20 protein-coding genes are annotated in these 17659 nt (G+C 33.8%); 19 read left to right on the plus strand and 1 reads right to left on the minus strand.

Going from position 1 to position 17659, the window contains the following annotated elements; translation table 11 throughout:
- Positions 1–10 precede the first annotated feature (10 nt).
- The 4 genes from LrDSM24759_RS02920 (at position 11) to mreD (ending at position 3214) form a co-directional block, all read left to right on the plus strand.
- A complete protein-coding gene (locus LrDSM24759_RS02920) occupies positions 11–640 on the plus strand; it encodes a JAB domain-containing protein (protein ID WP_245953326.1) in 630 nt (209 codons plus the stop codon).
- A 137-nt stretch (positions 641–777) separates the two neighbouring features.
- Positions 778–1779: a rod shape-determining protein gene (locus LrDSM24759_RS02925; RefSeq protein WP_117118001.1), complete on the plus strand. Its 1002-nt coding sequence runs from the start codon at positions 778–780 to the stop codon at positions 1777–1779.
- A 47-nt stretch (positions 1780–1826) separates the two neighbouring features.
- On the plus strand, positions 1827–2678 hold the full coding sequence (gene mreC / locus LrDSM24759_RS02930) for a rod shape-determining protein MreC (protein ID WP_117118002.1): 852 nt from the start codon (positions 1827–1829) through the stop codon (positions 2676–2678).
- The gene (gene mreD / locus LrDSM24759_RS02935; RefSeq protein ID WP_117118003.1) at positions 2678–3214 is read left to right on the plus strand and encodes a rod shape-determining protein MreD; all 537 of its coding nucleotides are present in this window, start codon (positions 2678–2680) and stop codon (positions 3212–3214) included. The genes mreC and mreD overlap by 1 nt, the downstream gene beginning before the upstream one ends.
- Before the next feature lie 31 nt (positions 3215–3245).
- Here mreD and LrDSM24759_RS02940 read toward each other — a convergent pair whose 3' ends face one another.
- Positions 3246–3371 (minus strand): DUF4044 domain-containing protein, encoded by a 126-nt coding sequence (locus LrDSM24759_RS02940; protein ID WP_117118004.1) that lies wholly within the window; start codon positions 3369–3371, stop codon positions 3246–3248.
- 105 nt (positions 3372–3476) lie between these two features.
- On the opposite strand from LrDSM24759_RS02940, the gene LrDSM24759_RS02945 reads away from it, so the two are divergent.
- The 15 genes from LrDSM24759_RS02945 (at position 3477) to LrDSM24759_RS03015 (ending at position 17457) form a co-directional block, all read left to right on the plus strand.
- Complete coding sequence (locus LrDSM24759_RS02945; protein WP_117118005.1) at positions 3477–3812, plus strand: DUF3397 family protein; 336 nt, start codon at positions 3477–3479, stop codon at positions 3810–3812.
- Between the two features lie 180 nt (positions 3813–3992).
- Positions 3993–4424 (plus strand): division/cell wall cluster transcriptional repressor MraZ, encoded by a 432-nt coding sequence (gene mraZ / locus LrDSM24759_RS02950; RefSeq protein ID WP_117118006.1) that lies wholly within the window; start codon positions 3993–3995, stop codon positions 4422–4424.
- Positions 4425–4426: 2 nt separating this feature from the next.
- Positions 4427–5374, plus strand: coding sequence for a 16S rRNA (cytosine(1402)-N(4))-methyltransferase RsmH (gene rsmH / locus LrDSM24759_RS02955; RefSeq protein WP_117118007.1), 948 nt, complete (start codon positions 4427–4429; stop codon positions 5372–5374).
- A gap of 24 nt (positions 5375–5398) precedes the next feature.
- A complete protein-coding gene (gene ftsL / locus LrDSM24759_RS02960) occupies positions 5399–5764 on the plus strand; it encodes a cell division protein FtsL (protein ID WP_117118008.1) in 366 nt (121 codons plus the stop codon).
- Entirely contained in the window at positions 5764–7920 is a 2157-nt protein-coding gene (locus LrDSM24759_RS02965) for a penicillin-binding transpeptidase domain-containing protein (RefSeq protein WP_117118009.1), read from the plus strand. Before ftsL ends, LrDSM24759_RS02965 begins: the two co-directional genes overlap by 1 nt.
- A gap of 25 nt (positions 7921–7945) precedes the next feature.
- The gene (gene mraY / locus LrDSM24759_RS02970; protein WP_117118010.1) at positions 7946–8911 is read left to right on the plus strand and encodes a phospho-N-acetylmuramoyl-pentapeptide-transferase; all 966 of its coding nucleotides are present in this window, start codon (positions 7946–7948) and stop codon (positions 8909–8911) included.
- A 21-nt stretch (positions 8912–8932) separates the two neighbouring features.
- Positions 8933–10321, plus strand: a complete 1389-nt coding sequence (murD, locus tag LrDSM24759_RS02975; protein WP_117118011.1) for a UDP-N-acetylmuramoyl-L-alanine--D-glutamate ligase — start codon at positions 8933–8935, stop codon at positions 10319–10321.
- Between the two features lies 1 nt (position 10322).
- Positions 10323–11438 carry an undecaprenyldiphospho-muramoylpentapeptide beta-N-acetylglucosaminyltransferase gene (gene murG / locus LrDSM24759_RS02980; protein WP_117118012.1) on the plus strand — a complete coding sequence of 372 codons (1116 nt, stop codon included), beginning with the start codon at positions 10323–10325 and terminating at the stop codon, positions 11436–11438.
- Between the two features lie 14 nt (positions 11439–11452).
- On the plus strand, positions 11453–12304 hold the full coding sequence (locus tag LrDSM24759_RS02985) for a cell division protein FtsQ/DivIB (RefSeq protein ID WP_117118013.1): 852 nt from the start codon (positions 11453–11455) through the stop codon (positions 12302–12304).
- 67 nt (positions 12305–12371) lie between these two features.
- Positions 12372–13739, plus strand: a complete 1368-nt coding sequence (gene ftsA / locus LrDSM24759_RS02990) for a cell division protein FtsA (protein ID WP_117118014.1) — start codon at positions 12372–12374, stop codon at positions 13737–13739.
- 19 nt (positions 13740–13758) lie between these two features.
- Positions 13759–15081, plus strand: a complete 1323-nt coding sequence (gene ftsZ, locus LrDSM24759_RS02995) for a cell division protein FtsZ (protein ID WP_117118015.1) — start codon at positions 13759–13761, stop codon at positions 15079–15081.
- Positions 15082–15097: 16 nt separating this feature from the next.
- A complete protein-coding gene (locus tag LrDSM24759_RS03000) occupies positions 15098–15529 on the plus strand; it encodes a cell division protein SepF (protein WP_117118016.1) in 432 nt (143 codons plus the stop codon).
- Between the two features lie 14 nt (positions 15530–15543).
- Positions 15544–15819: a YggT family protein gene (locus LrDSM24759_RS03005; protein WP_503591084.1), complete on the plus strand. Its 276-nt coding sequence runs from the start codon at positions 15544–15546 to the stop codon at positions 15817–15819.
- A gap of 20 nt (positions 15820–15839) precedes the next feature.
- The gene (locus tag LrDSM24759_RS03010; RefSeq protein ID WP_117118018.1) at positions 15840–16637 is read left to right on the plus strand and encodes a YlmH family RNA-binding protein; all 798 of its coding nucleotides are present in this window, start codon (positions 15840–15842) and stop codon (positions 16635–16637) included.
- 4 nt (positions 16638–16641) lie between these two features.
- The gene (locus LrDSM24759_RS03015; RefSeq protein WP_117118019.1) at positions 16642–17457 is read left to right on the plus strand and encodes a DivIVA domain-containing protein; all 816 of its coding nucleotides are present in this window, start codon (positions 16642–16644) and stop codon (positions 17455–17457) included.
- Positions 17458–17659 lie beyond the last annotated feature (202 nt).

Consider the following 17659-nt stretch of genomic DNA (forward strand, 5'->3'; position numbering starts at 1 on the left):
AGGGATGGAGGTGTTTATAATCGAAAAACATAATCGTCCTTATCCCTTACAAAGTGATAAAGAACTATTACTTAATTTAATTAAATATTTGCAGCAAGTTAAAATAATGAATTTTGCCCAATTACAAACTTGGTTAAGTAAATTGGAAATTTCTGATTTTAAGACATTATGGGAATTTGCAAGAAGTCAAAAGTGTTCTCCCCAGCTAGCACTTTATTTAGAATTAATTTTTAAACGTATTAAACAAGTAGAAACGGGTAAAATAGAAACTTTTTGTTCAAGTTCGCAACTTGGTTATTATCTATGTGATAAGTTATGTGGACAAGAACAGGAACAATTATTTGTAATTTTTTTAAATACAAAAAATAAAATTATTGCTGAAAAATTAATCTTTCAAGGAACTTTAAATAAGGCAATTGTACATCCACGTGATATTTTTAGGTGGGCTGTTTTATATAATTGTGCAGGTTTTATTTTGGTACATAACCATCCTAGTGGTGATCCCACTCCTTCACAGCAAGATCTTGAAATTTCTAAGAAAATAAAGAATAGTAGTAAAATGATGGGATTAGAATTTATTGATCATTTTATTGTCACTGATAAGAATTATTTAAGTATGCGTGAAACAAATTTATTATAGATTCTCTAAAGGTTTTTAAAAAATTTAAGCTAAGAGGTAAGTTTTACTATTGTATGCTATAATTACAAAGACTAAATACCGATAATTTAGCAATTAAATAAGAAAACAAAAATTAACTAATTAAGGAGAGATCTAACGTGTTTGGATTTGGAAGTAAGAATATTGGGATCGATTTAGGTACCGCCAATACTCTGGTTTACACTGAAGGAAAAGGAATTGTATTAAGAGAACCTTCTGTAGTAGCAAAAAATACTCAATCTGGAGAAGTTATTTCCGTTGGTTCTGAAGCAAAGGAAATGATCGGAAGAACTCCTGGTTCAATCAAAGCTATTCGTCCTATGAAGGATGGAGTAATTGCTGATTATGATACTACTGCAGCAATGCTTAAGTATTTTATCGAAAAAACTGTAGGTAATTCAAAACCAGCAGCTATGATTTGTGTTCCTTCTGGTGTTACTGAAGTAGAAAAACGTGCGGTAATTGATGCGGCTCGTGTCGCTGGTGCTCGTGAAGCTTATGTAATTGAAGAACCTTTTGCAGCTGCTATTGGTGCTGGCCTTCCAGTTATGGATCCAACAGGTTCAATGGTTGTTGATATTGGTGGAGGAACTACTGATGTGGCTACAATTTCTCTAGGTGGAATTGTTTCATCTCGCTCTACACGCATGGCTGGTGATAAATTTAATAGTGCGATTGCAGCTTATATTCACCAAAACTTTAATTTATTAATTGGTGAACGTACTGCAGAAGCGATCAAAATGCAAATTGGCTCTGCATCTGTTGAAAAAGCAGCAGAAATCGAATCAATGAATATTCGTGGCCGTGATCTTGTTACTGGATTACCAAAATCAATCGATATCAATGCAGTTGATGTAGCGAAGGCAATTCAAGAGGTTGTTCAAAGTATTATTGTTGCAATTAAAGAAACTCTTGAAGAAACTTCTCCAGAAATTGCAGCCGATGTCATTGACCATGGTATTGTCTTAACCGGTGGTGGTGCCTTATTAAAGAATCTTCCAGAAGTTATTTCAGATGCTACTAAAGTTCCTGTCTTTATTGCTCAAGACCCGCTTGATTGTGTTGCTATTGGTACAGGTGAATCATTAAAAAACATTGAAGTAATGCGCAAAGTTAAGTAATTAGGGGCCGGCGATTGCCGGCTTTTATTATTAGGATAATTAAACAAATGAAAAAATTTTTTGGAAATCGTAAAGTTCTTACAATTCTTCTTATTATTCTAGCCGTACTATGTATGCTTTCGGTTTCAGTCAGAATGAGAAATAATCGTAAATCTCCTTTATTTGTACAACGACTTGGTAATGATACGATGGCTATTGTGAGTCAAGTAGTTGATTGGCCAATTCGCTTGGTCTCGGGAGGAGCCGATAGTGTAAGTCAATTAGTAGAGGCTGAAAATGAAAATGATCATTTAAAGCAAGAAATTACTAATCTTGCTCAAACAAAGGCTCGTAATAGTGCGCTAGAAGCGGAAAATCAACAATTAAAATCTGCTTTAAAACTTAAAGATACTCTTACTAACTATGACATTGTAGATGCCAGTGTAATTTCTCGAAGTCCGGATACTTGGTCAGATCTATTAATCATTAATCGTGGTTCTCGATCAGGAATAAAGAAAAATATGCCTGTTATGTCTGGTGAAGGGGTGATAGGTCGAATAATTGAAGTTGATGCAACTAGTTCAAAAGTTGAGTTAATTACCTCAACAGATAAATCAGCTAACCGATTTTCAGTTGAGGCTGATTCGACAAAGGGTAAAAAAGTTCATGGAATTATAACCGTTTTAAGTAAAAATCAACTTGCCTTTACTCAAGTAGTCGACTCAAGTAAGCTGAAGAAAGGTACTAAAGTTTATACTAGTGGTATGGGTGGTAATTCTCCTAAAGGGTTACTCATCGGTTCTGTAACTAAAACAACGCGAGATAGTTTTGGCTTATCAGATGTCATTCAAGTTAAACCAGCCGGTAACTTAAATGATCCTTCAGTGGTTAGTGTAATTAAGAGAAAGGGGGAAGAATAGTGGCTACATTACGCAAATGGTATGTTGGGATTGCACTATTTTTCGCTATGATTCTTGATGGTTCGTTGGCTTTAGCTTTTCAAAAAATATTTTATCATCCGACTTGGGGAACAGCTTGTTGGTTTACAGTTGTAGGAATTTGTTTAATAGCATTATTTGATGACTTAAACAAAAATAATATTTGGTTAATTCTTGCAATTGGTGTACTTGCTGATGGTTATTATTTTGGATATTTTGGTATCTATACTGTAGCTTTTCCTTTGTTGTATTATATTTTGCAAAAATTGACCCGCTTTTTACCAGAGACTTTTTGGTTTCGGTTAATCGTATGTTTGCTTTCTTACTTATTTGTTTCAGTTTATGTTTTCTTTATTTATGCAATTATAGGAACTCAGCAAATCGGAATAAAGTCATTATTATTAAGTATCTTTCCCAGTTGGGTTGTTTGTGCAATTATCTTTTTTATTACTTATGCCTTTTGGCAAAATTTGATTGGAAAATATCCATTTTTAGAAAATCAAAAAAATTATTTATAAAAAAAGAGAAGGTCTTAAGACCTTCTCTTTTTTAATTCATAATATATGGAAGTGCAGCTGTAACAACACCAACTAAAGTAATGATAGCCATAATCCATGCCATCACGATTGTTAATTTTTGAAAACCTGATTTTTTCTTTTTCTTTCTTCTGCTCATTAATGAACCTCCTGAATAGTTTTTATTCTAGCCCAGCAATTAAACTTTTGCAATTTTATATTTTTAATTTTTAAAAGTAGGGTAAAATAATAGCTGGAGGAAATCATGCAAATTATATGGATTTTTTTATTACCTGCTTTAGGTTTATTATTAAATGCTCTAATTGTAAGAGTGTTTCCAAAAGCTAAATTTAAAGGTTATGATGTATTACCTTTCTTTTTCATTCCAGCGTGTCAATTAATTACATCAATAAAACATAAGCCGTCTTTTTTACCTTATGGTTTTTTATTTTATTTTGTCCTTGTTCTAATAGTAACTATTAGAATTGCGGTCCAAAATAAAAATATTTCTATGAAAAAAACATTACGTAGACTATGGAATTATTTAATTGCATGTTCGGTATTTTGGTATATTGGATTATTAATTGTGGTATTACTTTAATATTCCCCCACAAGTTAATTAAATTATGTGAGACTCTCTAGATAAGGATCTAGAGAGTCTTTTTTTGTTTTTTATAAATTAAAATTACTAATTAAATAACTATTTTTTAAAAAAATCGGAAACTGTGTGGTAGAAAGTGGGGATTTGTGGTAAATTAGAATTTGGAAAGGGGGCTAGACCATGTTCATGGGTGAATACCATCACAATCTTGACAGTAAAGGCCGATTAATTATACCGGCCAAATTTCGTGACGAGATTGGTGAAAAAGTTGTATTTACTCGTGGAATGGAAGGCTGTATTTTTGGTTATCCTTTACCAGAATGGCAAAAAATTGAAGCTAAGTTAGCCAAACTTCCTCTGACAAAGAGAAGTGCGCGTAAGTTTACACGGCTTTTCTACTCAGGAGCGATGGAAACTGAATTCGATAAGCAAGGACGTGTCAATCTGACCACGACACTTAAAGACCATGCTGACTTGATGAAAGAATGTGTGATTGTTGGTGTATCTGATCGAATCGAAATTTGGTCAGCAGATCGGTGGGAAGATTTCGCCGATGATGCCAATGAGAACTATGACGACATCGCTGAAGACTTGGATGACATCGAGATTTAATTATGGAATTCAAGCATTATAGTGTGCTTTTGCACGAAACAATTAGAAATTTAAATCTTAAAGAGAATGGTCTTTATGTAGATGCCACCTTTGGAGGTGGGGGTCATGCTCGATATCTCTTAAGTCAACTCAATAAGGGAACTTTAGTTGGATTTGATCAAGATGACTACGCGATAGAAGCAGCAAAGTTAAACTTTGCGGATTATATGGCAGAAGGCAGTGAGCCGAGATTAAAACTTGTTCATGATAATTTCAGTCATTTGAAAGATGATCTAGTAAAGCTAGGTTTTTCAGATGGAATTGATGGAATTTATTATGATTTAGGGGTTTCATCTCCGCAATTTGATCAACCTGAACGAGGGTTTTCATATCGTTTTGATGCAAGATTAGATATGAGGATGAACCGAGATCAAGAATTAGATGCATATACTATTGTTAATACCTGGAGTCAAAAAGAATTAGCCGATATTCTTTTTAAGTATGGTGATGAAAAGTATTCTCGACAAATAGCACGTAAGATTGTGGAAAAAAGACGGGAAAAACCTATTGTTACTACTTTTGACTTGGTAGAAATTATTAAAGAAGCAATTCCTGCATTTGCGAGAAGAAGTGGAGGTCATCCAGCAAAGAAAACTTTTCAAGCTATTAGAGTAGCAGTAAATAACGAGCTGGATGTCTTGAAAGAATCACTTGAAGAGGCAATTCAATTGCTAAAACCAGGTGGTAGAATATGTGTCATTACTTTTCAATCTCATGAAGATAAAATCGTTAAGAATATATTTAAAAAATATTCCGAAGTGGAAATTCCGCGAGGAATGCCAATGGCACCTGCGGATGCCAAACCAACATTGCGACTTATAAGTCGTAAACCTATTGTGGCAGGTAGTGAAGAATTGAACGAAAATAATCGCTCACACAGTGCCAAGTTGAGGGTTGCAGAAAAGTTATAGAGTATTTATTCTAAGGAGAAAAGTATGGCTGATAGCTCAGCAAAAACATATAATTATCAAGAACCAGTTAGCCGAGAGGCTGGGCAGCCACAGAAAAAAATAATTCTTAATCCTAAAAATGTTCCACTCAATCGATTGGAAAAATCATTAATAGTATTGGGAAGCATGATCACTTTAATAATGATGACATTATTAGTATCTGCAAGTATTTCTTCTACTAATGCTCAACATAAGTTGACTGATTCAGAACAAAGCGTAATATCTACACAAAATAGAAATACAGATTTACGTCAAGAAATTGGTGAATTAACATCATCATCAAGAATGAACAAAATTGCAAAAAAAGAAGGCTTACGCCTAATTGAAAGTAACATTAGGAATGTCCGTTAATGAAAAAATTCAATAATTTGAACAAGAATAGATCCAAAGCCCACGGCTACCGCTTTACGGTGGGGAGAATCCTCCAAGTAGCCCTGGCTTTGGTTTTTCTTGTATTTATAGGTAGATTTTTATATTTGGGTATCTCTAAAGACGTTGCGGGTCAAGATATTAATAAACGAACTAACGATTTATATAAGCGCAATGAAGTTTTAAAAGCAACTCGAGGTACTATTTATGATAGTAATGGTTTAACAATTGCAGAAGATTCACATGCTTATACTGTTTATGCAATCTTAGATAAAAGCTCGGTTGATTATAAAAATCGACCAATGTATGTAAGTGATAAAGAAAAAACTGCAAGTAAATTAGCCGAAGTTTTACCCCTAAGTAAAGAGAAAATTTTAAAGTATTTAAATCCTAAACATAAAGCTTATCAAGTTGAGTTTGGTAGTGCTGGTTCCGGATTAACAATGGAACAAAAGAAAAAAATTCAGGCCATGAAATTGCCGGGAATTAAGTTTGAAGAAACTAATTCACGACTTTATCCAAATGGTGCATTTGCTTCTCATATTATTGGCTTAGCGCAATTGCAAAATACTGACAAAACAAGTTCTAGTCAATCATTAGTGGGAACAATGGGAATAGAAGAGTACTTTAATAAGCAGTTAGCCGGAAAAAATGGTTATCGCGAAACTTTTGTTGACGCTTCGCAATATCAAACTTCTTCAAACGATCATGTATATAAGCCTAAACAAGATGGAGATAGTATTTATTTAACTCTTGATTCACAATTACAAACATACATGGAAAACTTATTGGACAATGTTCAAAGTAAATATGATCCCAAAAGTTTAACTGCTGTTGTTGAAGATGTAAAAACAGGTAAAATACTTGCAGCTTCACAACGTCCTACTTTTGACCCTCAAACTAAAAAGGGACTTGATTCAAATTGGCGTAATATTTTAGTTCAGGACTCTTATGAACCAGGCTCAGTATTTAAGATCTTATCAATGACCGCCGCAATTCAGACGGGTCATTATAATCCAAATCAATTATATCGTTCCGGTTCTATTACATTAAATGGCTCAACCATTCATGACTGGAATACCAGTGGTTGGGGATCAATTCCGATGTCTCAAGCATTCCCTCGTTCAAGTAATGTGGGGATGGCAACCTTAGAACAAGAAATGGGTAACAAGACCTGGAAAGAATATCTTAAAAAGTTTCATATTGGAGAAAAAACCAATGTAACTTTGCCTGGAGAAAATCCTGGTTTAGTTAATGTTAAAAACAATCTCGATGGAGCAGTTACCTCCTTTGGACAAGGTGTCAATGTAAATGTAATGCAAATGATGCAAGTTTACAGTGCCTTGGCAAACAATGGACAAATGATTAAACCACAGTTAGTCGAAAAGATTGTTTCTCCAAATGGTAAAACCGTTTCATCCTTCCATCGTGAAAAAGTTGGCAAACCAGTCTTTTCAAAAGAAACTGCACAAAAAACATTAGATTTAATGCAAGATGTAGTAAATAAAGAATATGGTACGGGTAGAGCTTACAAAATTGATGGTACTAGTTTGGCAGTAAAAACTGGTACTGCCCAAATTGCTGGCTCTCATGGAGCCTATTTAACTGGTGATAATAATTATATTTTCTCTGTTGTAGGATTAACCCCAGCTAGTGATCCACGTTATTGTGTTTATATTACAATGCGTCAGCCACAAAAAATGACGGATGATCCAGAGTTGATTTTGGCTCAAATCTTTAAACCATTGGTTAATCGCTTAAATGTATCTTCAGCTACAACGGCCCTTACAAAAGTTGAAGTACCAGATGTTACCAATAAGACAGTTAATAAGGCTAAAGCAAGTTTAGAAGATAAAGGCTTAAGCGCTGAAATAATTGGTAATGGTAAAAATGTTGTGCAACAGGCACCTGCTGCAGGAGTAAAGGTAAACAATGGGGCTAAAGTGCTCTTATATACTGGTGGGACAGTAAAATGTCCAGACATGAAGGGCTGGACTAAAGAAGAAGTTATGAGTTTTAGCTCAATAACTGGAATTTCTATTACGATTTCTGGTGCAGGAGATAAGGTAACTTCTCAAAATACTCCGAAGGATCAAGTAATTAATCAAAGTAGTAAATTAACCGTTACATGTAAATAAGATAGTAAATTAAAGGAGTTTAAGAATGCATTTGCAGGATAGTTTAATTCCATTTATATCCAGCTTTGTGCTTGCAGTAATCACACTACCACTATTCATTGGATATATGATTATGCACAAGGAAGGCCAACAAATTAGAGATGAAGGTCCTAAATGGCATGAAAAAAAGTCAGGAACACCAACAATGGGAGGAGTAGTATTTGTACTCTCAAGTATTATTTCTTCAATTTGGGTTGCTACGTGGCAACACAATTTAAATAAAAGCATCTGGATTTTAATTATTGCCTTTTTAGGCTATGGCATCATTGGTTTTTTAGATGATGGTCTAAAATTATACTTCAAACGTAATTTGGGCTTAAGAGCATGGCAAAAACTACTTGGTCAAATAATTATTGCTGCAATTATTATTTTGATCGCTGCAGCAGATCATTTTCCATTTGCTCTATATCTTCCATTTATTGGAGTTGTTCAGAGTGTAATTCTTTTTGTGGTTTTTGTTTTATTCTGGTTAGTTGGTTTTTCTAATGCAGTTAACCTTTCTGATGGGTTAGATGGTTTAGCGACTGGATTATCAATTATTGCTTATGGTACATATGCATATATGGCCTTTCAACAACAAGCTTGGGCAATTTTAATCTTTTGTTCTAGTGTAATTGGTGGGTTGGTAGCCTTTATAATTTATAATCATAAACCTGCAAAAATCTTTATGGGAGATGCTGGTTCTTTGGCTTTAGGTGGTGGATTGGCTGCAGTTTCGATTTATCTTCAGCACCCTTGGTCACTCTTATTAATTGGTATTGTTTTTGTAGGTGAAACCTTAAGTGTAATCATGCAAGTTATTTCTTTCCAAACTACAGGTAAAAGAATTTTCAAAATGACTCCTATTCATCACCATTTTGAAATGTTAGGCTGGTCAGAATGGAAAGTAGATATTGTATTTTGGCTTATTGGTTTACTGGCTAGTGCAATTTATTTAATTTTTATTTATTAATTAGTATGGAGTATTGGGTAAATGAAACAAATTAAAACCTATGATGGTAAAAATATCTTAATTTTAGGTTTAGGAAAAAGTGGATTTGCAGTTGCTAAATTATTATTAAAATTAGGAGCTAAAATAACTTTAAATGATAAAAAGGATCTATCGTCTGACCAAAAAGCACAAGAGTTAGAAAAAATGGGCGTACGTGTAATTTCAGGTTATCATCCCATTGATCTCTTTGATCAAGAAACTTTTGATTATTTAGTAAAAAATCCTGGAATTCCATATGAAAATCCGATGGTGGAACAAGCTCAAGCTAAAGAAATTCCAGTTATTACTGAGCCAGAAGTGGCCTTAAGTGTTAGCGAAGCTCCTTATGTTTGTGTGACAGGTTCTAATGGAAAAACAACAACTGTCATGTTGACACAAGAAATCATGGACCACTATTTAAGTAAAAAAGGTGGGCATGCCTATGCAGTTGGTAATATTGGTGTTCCCATCTCAGAAGTAGTGCCTAAGGTAACATCGAAAGATTTATTAGTTGTAGAAATGTCTAGTTTTCAGTTATTAGGTGTTACTGATATTAAACCTAAGATTGCTGCAATTGTTGATATCTACAATAATGTTCACTTAGATTATCACAAGACATTTGAAAATTATGTCGATGCAAAATTAAGAATTACCCAAGCTCAAGATAAAAATGATTATTTTATTATCAATTATGATCAAAAAGAAATTTTAGCTAAGGAAAAAAAGGTTACTAAAGCTAAAACCTTAACTTTTTCTGAAAAGGATACAGAAGCAGATTATTATATTGGAAAAGAATATTTAGCAAGTCAAACCGATCCTAAGATTATGAAAAAAGCGGATATAAAAATTCCAGGTATTCATAATCAACAAAATAGTTTGGTGGCAATTGCCATTTCTAAGATTTTAGGGGCTACAAATGAAGATATTCAGGCTGTCTTGAGTACATTTTCAGGTGCAAAACATCGTCTCCAATATGTGACAACTTATCAAGATAGACGATTCTATAATGATTCAAAATCAACTAATATTGAAGCTGCAAGTGTAGCAATTCCATCATTTACAGATCCTGAGGTTTGGATTGCGGGTGGATTAGATCGTGGATTTACATTTGATGATTTAGTACCATTGATTAAAGAACATATTAAAGTAGCTGTTCTTTATGGAGAAACAAAGTATCTTTTAGCGGATGCCGCAAGAAAGGCCGGCTTAAAAGATAAAAATATAATTATTGTTAATACACTTCAAGAAGCTGTACCACGTGCCTATGAGGCAAGTGAAAAGGGAGATGTAATTCTCTTTTCACCTGCTTGTGCCTCATGGGACCAATTCAATACTTTTGAAGAACGTGGAGACTATTTTGTTAAATTTATAAAGGATTTAAATACTAAATAAAATGAAAATTATTTTTTCTGGTGGCGGTACTGGTGGCCACATTTATCCAATTATGGCATTAATTGAAAGATTAAAAGAACGCAATATTGTAACTAATGAAGATATTTTATTTGTGGGAACAGAAAAAGGTTTAGAATCAAAAATTGTTCCTGCAGCAGGCGTTCCTTTTAAAACTCTAAAAATTCAGGGCTTTGATCGGAGACATTTACTTAAAAACTTTGAAACAATTAAATTGTTTTTGGATGCTAATAAACAGGCTAAAAGAATCTTAAAATCTTTTAAACCTGATATTGTTTTAGGGACAGGTGGTTATGTTTCAGGAGCAATTGTTTATACTGCTGCTAAAATGCACATACCAACCATGATTCATGAGTCTAATTCAGTAGTGGGATTGGCTAATAAATTTTTGGCACACTATGTTGATAAAATCTGTTATACCTTTGATGATGCAGCTAAACAATTTCCTGAAAAGAAAAAATTGGTTAAGACAGGTAACCCACGCTCACAACAAGTTTTAGGCTTGAATGAAAGTAAAGTGGATATTAAGCAAAAGTGGGGATTGAATCCCAATGTTCCAACCGTATTAATTTTTGGTGGTTCACGAGGTGCACTTGCTATTAACCAAATAGTAAAAAAATCATTACCTGAGCTAGAACAAAAACCATATCAAATAATATGGGCAACAGGCCAATTGTATTATGGTAATATCAAAAAAGAATTAGCTGATCATAAATTAAGTGAAAATATCAAAATTGTGCCCTATATTGATAATATGCCAGGATTATTACCCCAAATGACATGTGTAGTGGCTCGCTCAGGAGCAACCAGTTTGGCAGAATTCACTGCTTTAGGAGTACCAGTAATTTTAATTCCTAGTCCAAATGTAACGCATAATCATCAAATGAAAAATGCGTTAGATCTTGAAAAAGCTGGAGCTGCACTAGTAATTAGTGAAAATGATCTAAATCCTAATAATTTTGTTTCATCAATTGATCATATTTTGTTAGATCAAAATTATGCTAAAAAAATGAGTCAAGCTTCAAAGCAACTTGGAGTTCCAGATGCTTCTGATCAAGTAATCAAAGTCATGGAAGAGTTAGTGAAGAAAAATAATTAAGAGAGGTGAGGTAGATGCCAAAGAAAAAAATTACTAAAAAAGACCCGAAAGCTGAAATTTCAGGTTGGGTACAATACAAGAAGAATGATCAAAATTCAGGTAGTAATCGAAAAGTATCTGCCTCATTAAACAAATTACAAGCTGAGCGAAGAAAATCCTTAACCAAAAGATTGGGAATAATAATTGGTGTCTCAGTAGTGGGTATCGTAGGACTATCTTACTATGTTTCCGCAAAGGCAAATGTAACTAGTGTTCAAATAAAAGGGGCGGATGAATTAAACAGCCATGAAGTTGTCAAGGCAAGTGGCATTACCGCTCAAGATAAAGTAATTCCTACATTGCTCAAAAAGAATGATTATAGAGCGCGCTTAGAAAAACGATTCCCTGAAGTAAAAGGCGTGAAGCTTCACGTTAATAATTTAAATCATTTAGTTTTAGATATTGAAGAAAAACCGGTTATTGGCTATATCAAAGAAGATGGCGGATATCGGAAAATATTAAGTAATGGTAAAGTTGGTAGTCAAGTTATTTCTGATAAACAAATTGACCATGAAAAGCCCTTATTTATCGGCTACAATAAAAGTGTTTCCTTGATAGATGATTTAGATATTTATGCAAAATTACCACGATCAATTCAGAAGCAAGTGAAAATAATGAGTGGTCAAACAAAAAGACCTACTCAAATAATTCTAGTTATGAAGGATAATAATGTGATTATTGGTAATACAACCACAATCACTAAAAAAATTAAATATTATCCTGAAATAAAAAAACAATTATCCGAACCATCAATAGTTGATTTGGAAATTGGTGCATTTTCACGACCGTTATCGTCAAATGAAAAGTCACAACTAGGAATAAAATGATTACTATACTATCAAGCTGAGGTTATGGTAAAATTTTTAATAACAGTGAACATGTGGGGGCATAATCATGGATAAGACAGGTTTATTAGTTGGTTTAGATATTGGAACAACTAGTGTAAAAACAGTTGTTGCTGATACTTCATCAAATGAATTAAGAGTAATTGGGGCTGCAAGTAGTCCTACAAAAGGAATGCGACACGGAAAAATTGTCGATATTGATCAAACTGCAAGTAGTATTTCTTCTGCTCTAAAAAAGGTAGCAGAAAAAACAAATTCTAAAATTTATCGAGTAGTAACTGGTATTCCAGTTGGTATGTTGAGACTAGATAGTGCTAGTGGCCTGATCAATATCGGTGAAAAAGGACAAGAAGTTGGAGATAGCGATGTTAAACGTGTCTTAGCTTCAGCAATTAGTTCTGCCACTAAAGAGGGCCAAGAACCAATTGCATTTTTACCTAATAAATTTTTAATTGATGGTAAAACTGATGTTGATGATCCACGTAAAATGATTGCACATTCTTTAGAAGTTCATGGGATTTTATTAACAGCTCCAGCTGCTGATTTACATAATATTCGCAAGGCTATTGAACGAGCTGGATATCAAAATAATTTCTTTGTCCCAACTCCATTGGCAATAGCTAGTGTAGCTCTTGATGAAGGTGAAAGAACATTTGGCTCCATTATTCTTGATTTGGGTGGTGGTACCACGACAGCTACAGTGATTCATGAAAACAAAATTAAGTATGCCACTATTGATTTAGAAGGTGGAAATGATATAACTAAGGATATATCTGTAGTACTTAACACTTCTAAGAAGGAAGCCGAAAAAATTAAACAAGAATTTGGTTATGCTGATCCTGAGTTGACATCTCCAGATAATCAATTCCCAGTTAATGTTGTGGGTGAAAATGCTCCACAAATGGTTGATGAAGAATATTTAAGCGAAATCATTAACGCACGTTTAGAACAAATCCTTGCAAGAATAGGTAAGGGACTCGATGCACATGATGCCTTTCGTCTTCCTGGAGGAGTAACAATAACTGGCGGAACCAGTGTATTACAAGGCACTGATGATATTGTAAAAGATGTTTATGATGTAAAAGCAAGAATTTTCCAGCCAAATCAAATCGGCTTAAGAAATCCCCTTTACGCAGCTAGTTTTGGTGTGGTTAAATATGCCTATGATTTGGCAGATATTGATTATTTAGTAAATAGTGTAATTTATAATACACCAGTTACTGTTTCTTCTTCAGTGGAAGAAAAGACACCAGAAAAAATGAAATTTTTCAAAAGAGTTCAGTCTAATAGTGAAATAGCTGGAAAAGAAGATTATAATAAAGATACTGTGGCATCTAAGCAAAAAAATAATAATGCCAGAGATAATAAGAAGAATAAAAAAGGACTCGGAGATTTCTTTAAGAAATTTTTCGATTAATTTAAGGGTGGTTAATTAGATGGATTTTACTTTCGATTCGGATGACAACAAAAATGCAGTCATTAAAGTAATCGGTGTTGGTGGTGCCGGTGGTAATGCCGTTAACCGGATGATAGATGAAGGCGTTCAAGGCGTATCATTTATTGCCGCAAACACTGATGTTCAAGCATTAAATAGCAATAAAGCTGAAAACAAGATTCAACTTGGGCCAAAGTTAACTAGAGGTTTAGGCGCAGGTTCACATCCTGAAGTAGGTGAAAAAGCTGCTGAAGAAAGTCAACAAACGATTGAAGATTCACTTAAAGGCGCAGATATGATCTTTATCACTGCCGGAATGGGTGGTGGTACTGGTACAGGTGCTGCACCAGTAATTGCAAAAATTGCAAGAGAAACAGGTGCTCTTACGGTCGGTGTTGTAACACGTCCTTTTACTTTTGAAGGACCAAAGCGTTCTAAGAATGCTACTGAAGGAATTGCACAATTAAAGCAATATGTTGATACTTTAGTTATTATTGCTAACAACCGTTTATTAGAAATGGTTGATAAGAAGACACCAATGATGGATGCTTTCAAAGAAGCAGATAATGTCTTAAGACAAGGTGTGCAAGGTATTTCAGATTTGATTACTTCCACAGACTACGTTAACCTCGATTTTGCCGATGTTAAAACCGTTATGGAAAATCAAGGAGCAGCCTTGATGGGAATCGGTCGCGCAAGTGGTGAAAATAGAACCGTTGAAGCAACTAAATTAGCTATTTCTTCACCATTACTTGAAGTTTCAATTGATGGTGCAAAACAAGTTCTTCTTAACATAACTGGTGGACCTGACTTAACTTTATTTGAAGCACAAGATGCATCAGATATTGTTTCTAAGGCAGCAGGAGATGGAGTAAATATTATTTTTGGTACTTCAATCAATGCAAACCTTGGTGATGAAGTGGTCGTAACAGTTATTGCCACAGGAATTGACGCAGCTGCGGAAGAAGAAGCTTCAAAAGAACCTACACGTTTAAATCGTCGTTCTAGAATGCAACAAACTTCTTCCGAAAAGCCTGCTTCTGTTGCTTCAAATTCTGCTAATACTCAGACTGAGAAAGTAGCAACTGAAACTGATAACCAAACCGAAGAAGATCAAGATTCATTATTAGATCCTACAAGTGTTTGGAAACAAGATAAAAAAGAAGTTAACCGTCCAGAGATGAATCAAGAAAAAATCGAAGAAGATAAAAATGAGTTTGATTCGTTCAGTGCGGATACACAAAATAGTATTTCACAAATTGAAACTAGTGCAGATGATGACGATGATGATATTCCATTTTTCAAACATCGTCGTAAGCGTTAGTTAGGAGGAGAAAATTATGGCATTTGACAAGTTAGGTAGATTTTTTGGCATTGCTGAAGATGATGAAATGGACGAAAGTTCATATGTCGAAGAACCAGAAATGGGTGAAGATGATCAACCAATGAAAAATGAAAGACGTACTAATGTTGTCTCAATTAATTCAGTAAATACCCCAACCAGCAAAATTGTATTATATGAACCACGTGTTTATTCAGATGCAAAAGAAGTTGCTCAAAATCTTTTAAGTAATAAGGCTGTTATTATTAATTTCGCACGGATGGATGATTCACAATCTCGTCGTATTGTTGATTTTATTACAGGTACTGTTTATGCATTGAATGGGGAAATTCAACGTGTAGGTGATAAAATCTTTTTAGCAACTCCACCTAAGTTTGAAACTGATGGTAAAATTGCCGAATTAGTTGAAAAGAAAGATAATATTGATTAATGTTAACTATTTTTATGTGGATAATAAGAATCTTAATGCAGATTCTCTATATCTATAGTATTTTAATAGTTATTTATACATTACTTACATGGATACCAAGAACCTTACAGACAAAACTAGGACAAATATTGGCAAGAATTGTTGAACCTTATTTAAATTTGTTTCAACGATTCATTCCACCAATTGCAGGTATCTCTTTTGCACCCATTATAGCCTTATTAGTAATTTATTTTGTTAATAATTATGTGTTAGTTTGGATTGCAAATATTGTATTACATTTTTTTGGATAATTTAATTAAGAGACTAAATGATGGAAAAACGACAAGCAAGTAGTTTTTATCAACATTTTGATTCTCAAGAAAGACCGGTAATAGATTACTATACCGGTCTTTTTAATCGATTTATTTTCACTTCACAATCCATCTTGACAGATTTTTTGAATCCACGAGAACGTTATATTTTTAAAAAGATAGTTGGAAATGAAGCGCAAATAATGGAATTCGGCGGATATCAGAATGCTGAGAAGAAAAGAATTTATTTATGTGAATGGGGAGAACAGATTACTCCTGCAGTATTTAATATTGTTGCATTAAATGTTGATTATAACCAAAAATGGAATGAGCTTACTCACAGTCAAATTCTTGGAGTATTAACCAATTTAGGGGTAGAAATTTCTACTTTTGGAGATATTATTTCAGATGATAAAGGCACATGGCAATTTTTTGTTAAGGAAGATTTGGCAAGCTTTTTTATCGATAATATTGATCGTATTGGTCATGCTAAAGTTAAATTAGAAAAAATTAACTTCAAACAAGTTATTGACGTAAACGATGATAGCCAAGAAAAAAATGCTATTAGCATTTCTTTGCGTGTTGATGCAGTTGTCTCGGCCATAACTAATCTATCTCGAAGCCAAGTTAAAAAGCAACTTTTGGAAAAGATGATTAAATTAAATTGGCATGAACTAACGGAATCGAATATAATTGTAAATGAAGACGATATTTTGAGTATTCGTCATTTTGGACGAGTAAAGATTATGAAAATTGATACTACGAAAAAAGGAAAATATCGCTTAACTTTAAAAATATGGCAATCAAAGAAAAGGTGAAAATATGTCTTTAACACCAATGGATATCCACAATAAAGAATTTAATACTAAAATGCGTGGATATGATGAAAATGAAGTAGATAGTTTTTTAGATAGAATTGTTGATGCTTATGGTGACGCATTAGATAAAAATATTGATCTAACCAATGAAAATCATCAATTAAAGAAAGAAATTGGTGATTTAAAGCAGCAATTAGCAGAGTATGATCGAATTAAAGATTCGTTAAATAAGTCATTAATTACTGCTCAAGCTAATGCAGAGAAAATTAAGCAAGATGCTCATGAAGAAGCACGTAAAATTTTAGCACAGGCTAAAGATAGTGCAGCGGATAAAACTAAAGATTTACAAGCTCAATATGATACTTTAAATAATGATTATGAATTATTAAAGGGAAAAGTAGCAAACTTTAGAGATGAAACGCAAAAGCTTTTAAAGGATCAACTAAAACAATTAGATGATGATAGTTGGCAGTATTATCTTGATCAATATTATGGTCGTACACGTTTATATCCAGCTGATGGCGGTCAACCAGTTTTCCCTGATCAAACACCAGGAAGTAGCGAAGATAGCCCAACTACTGAAGATTCAGAAAAGGAAACACCAACTGTTGAAGCAAGTCCAGTAAATATTTCTGTTCAACCAGTTGACAATCCTACTAGTAATGAAGTAAACTCTGAACAAGGTTTAGCAGAGCATCAACCAAAGATTTTGAGTGGTGACTCTCCTAGTCATGAAGAAAACGTTAATCAGCCGGCACCTTCTCCTAATCAGGATAAGGGACCAACAATTGTTTTTCCAGATGATTACAAGAAACACTAATTATTAATTAAGATGACAGTAAAACAAGTAAACCCTTTAGCGAGTTAGTGATGGTGAAAGACTAACAAAGTTGAAAGTTGATCAGCTGCCAATAATCTTAATCGGTCTCCTTCCGTTATAAGGAATTAAGTGGAACAATTTTTATTGTTCAATTTAGGTGGTACCACGAAGAAACTTCGCCCTATTTAGGGTGAAGTTTTTT

The sequence above is a fragment of the Lactobacillus rodentium genome, from assembly GCF_003423665.1.
GTDB classification, from domain to species: domain Bacteria; phylum Bacillota; class Bacilli; order Lactobacillales; family Lactobacillaceae; genus Lactobacillus; species Lactobacillus rodentium.

What these genes read in the sequence shown, in the direction of transcription:
- mreC (WP_117118002.1), top strand. Translation starts at nt 1,827, where the DNA reads ATGAAAAAATTTTTTGGAAATCGTAAAGTTCTTACAATTCTTCTTATT.
- LrDSM24759_RS02940 (WP_117118004.1), bottom strand. Translation starts at nt 3,371, where the DNA reads ATGAGCAGAAGAAAGAAAAAGAAAAAATCAGGTTTTCAAAAATTAACA.
- LrDSM24759_RS02945 (WP_117118005.1), top strand. Translation starts at nt 3,477, where the DNA reads ATGCAAATTATATGGATTTTTTTATTACCTGCTTTAGGTTTATTATTA.
- mraZ (WP_117118006.1), top strand. Translation starts at nt 3,993, where the DNA reads ATGTTCATGGGTGAATACCATCACAATCTTGACAGTAAAGGCCGATTA.
- rsmH (WP_117118007.1), top strand. Translation starts at nt 4,427, where the DNA reads ATGGAATTCAAGCATTATAGTGTGCTTTTGCACGAAACAATTAGAAAT.
- ftsL (WP_117118008.1), top strand. Translation starts at nt 5,399, where the DNA reads ATGGCTGATAGCTCAGCAAAAACATATAATTATCAAGAACCAGTTAGC.
- LrDSM24759_RS02965 (WP_117118009.1), top strand. Translation starts at nt 5,764, where the DNA reads ATGAAAAAATTCAATAATTTGAACAAGAATAGATCCAAAGCCCACGGC.
- mraY (WP_117118010.1), top strand. Translation starts at nt 7,946, where the DNA reads ATGCATTTGCAGGATAGTTTAATTCCATTTATATCCAGCTTTGTGCTT.
- murD (WP_117118011.1), top strand. Translation starts at nt 8,933, where the DNA reads ATGAAACAAATTAAAACCTATGATGGTAAAAATATCTTAATTTTAGGT.
- murG (WP_117118012.1), top strand. Translation starts at nt 10,323, where the DNA reads ATGAAAATTATTTTTTCTGGTGGCGGTACTGGTGGCCACATTTATCCA.
- LrDSM24759_RS02985 (WP_117118013.1), top strand. Translation starts at nt 11,453, where the DNA reads ATGCCAAAGAAAAAAATTACTAAAAAAGACCCGAAAGCTGAAATTTCA.
- ftsA (WP_117118014.1), top strand. Translation starts at nt 12,372, where the DNA reads ATGGATAAGACAGGTTTATTAGTTGGTTTAGATATTGGAACAACTAGT.
- ftsZ (WP_117118015.1), top strand. Translation starts at nt 13,759, where the DNA reads ATGGATTTTACTTTCGATTCGGATGACAACAAAAATGCAGTCATTAAA.
- LrDSM24759_RS03000 (WP_117118016.1), top strand. Translation starts at nt 15,098, where the DNA reads ATGGCATTTGACAAGTTAGGTAGATTTTTTGGCATTGCTGAAGATGAT.
- LrDSM24759_RS03005 (WP_503591084.1), top strand. Translation starts at nt 15,544, where the DNA reads ATGTGGATAATAAGAATCTTAATGCAGATTCTCTATATCTATAGTATT.
- LrDSM24759_RS03010 (WP_117118018.1), top strand. Translation starts at nt 15,840, where the DNA reads ATGGAAAAACGACAAGCAAGTAGTTTTTATCAACATTTTGATTCTCAA.
- LrDSM24759_RS03015 (WP_117118019.1), top strand. Translation starts at nt 16,642, where the DNA reads ATGTCTTTAACACCAATGGATATCCACAATAAAGAATTTAATACTAAA.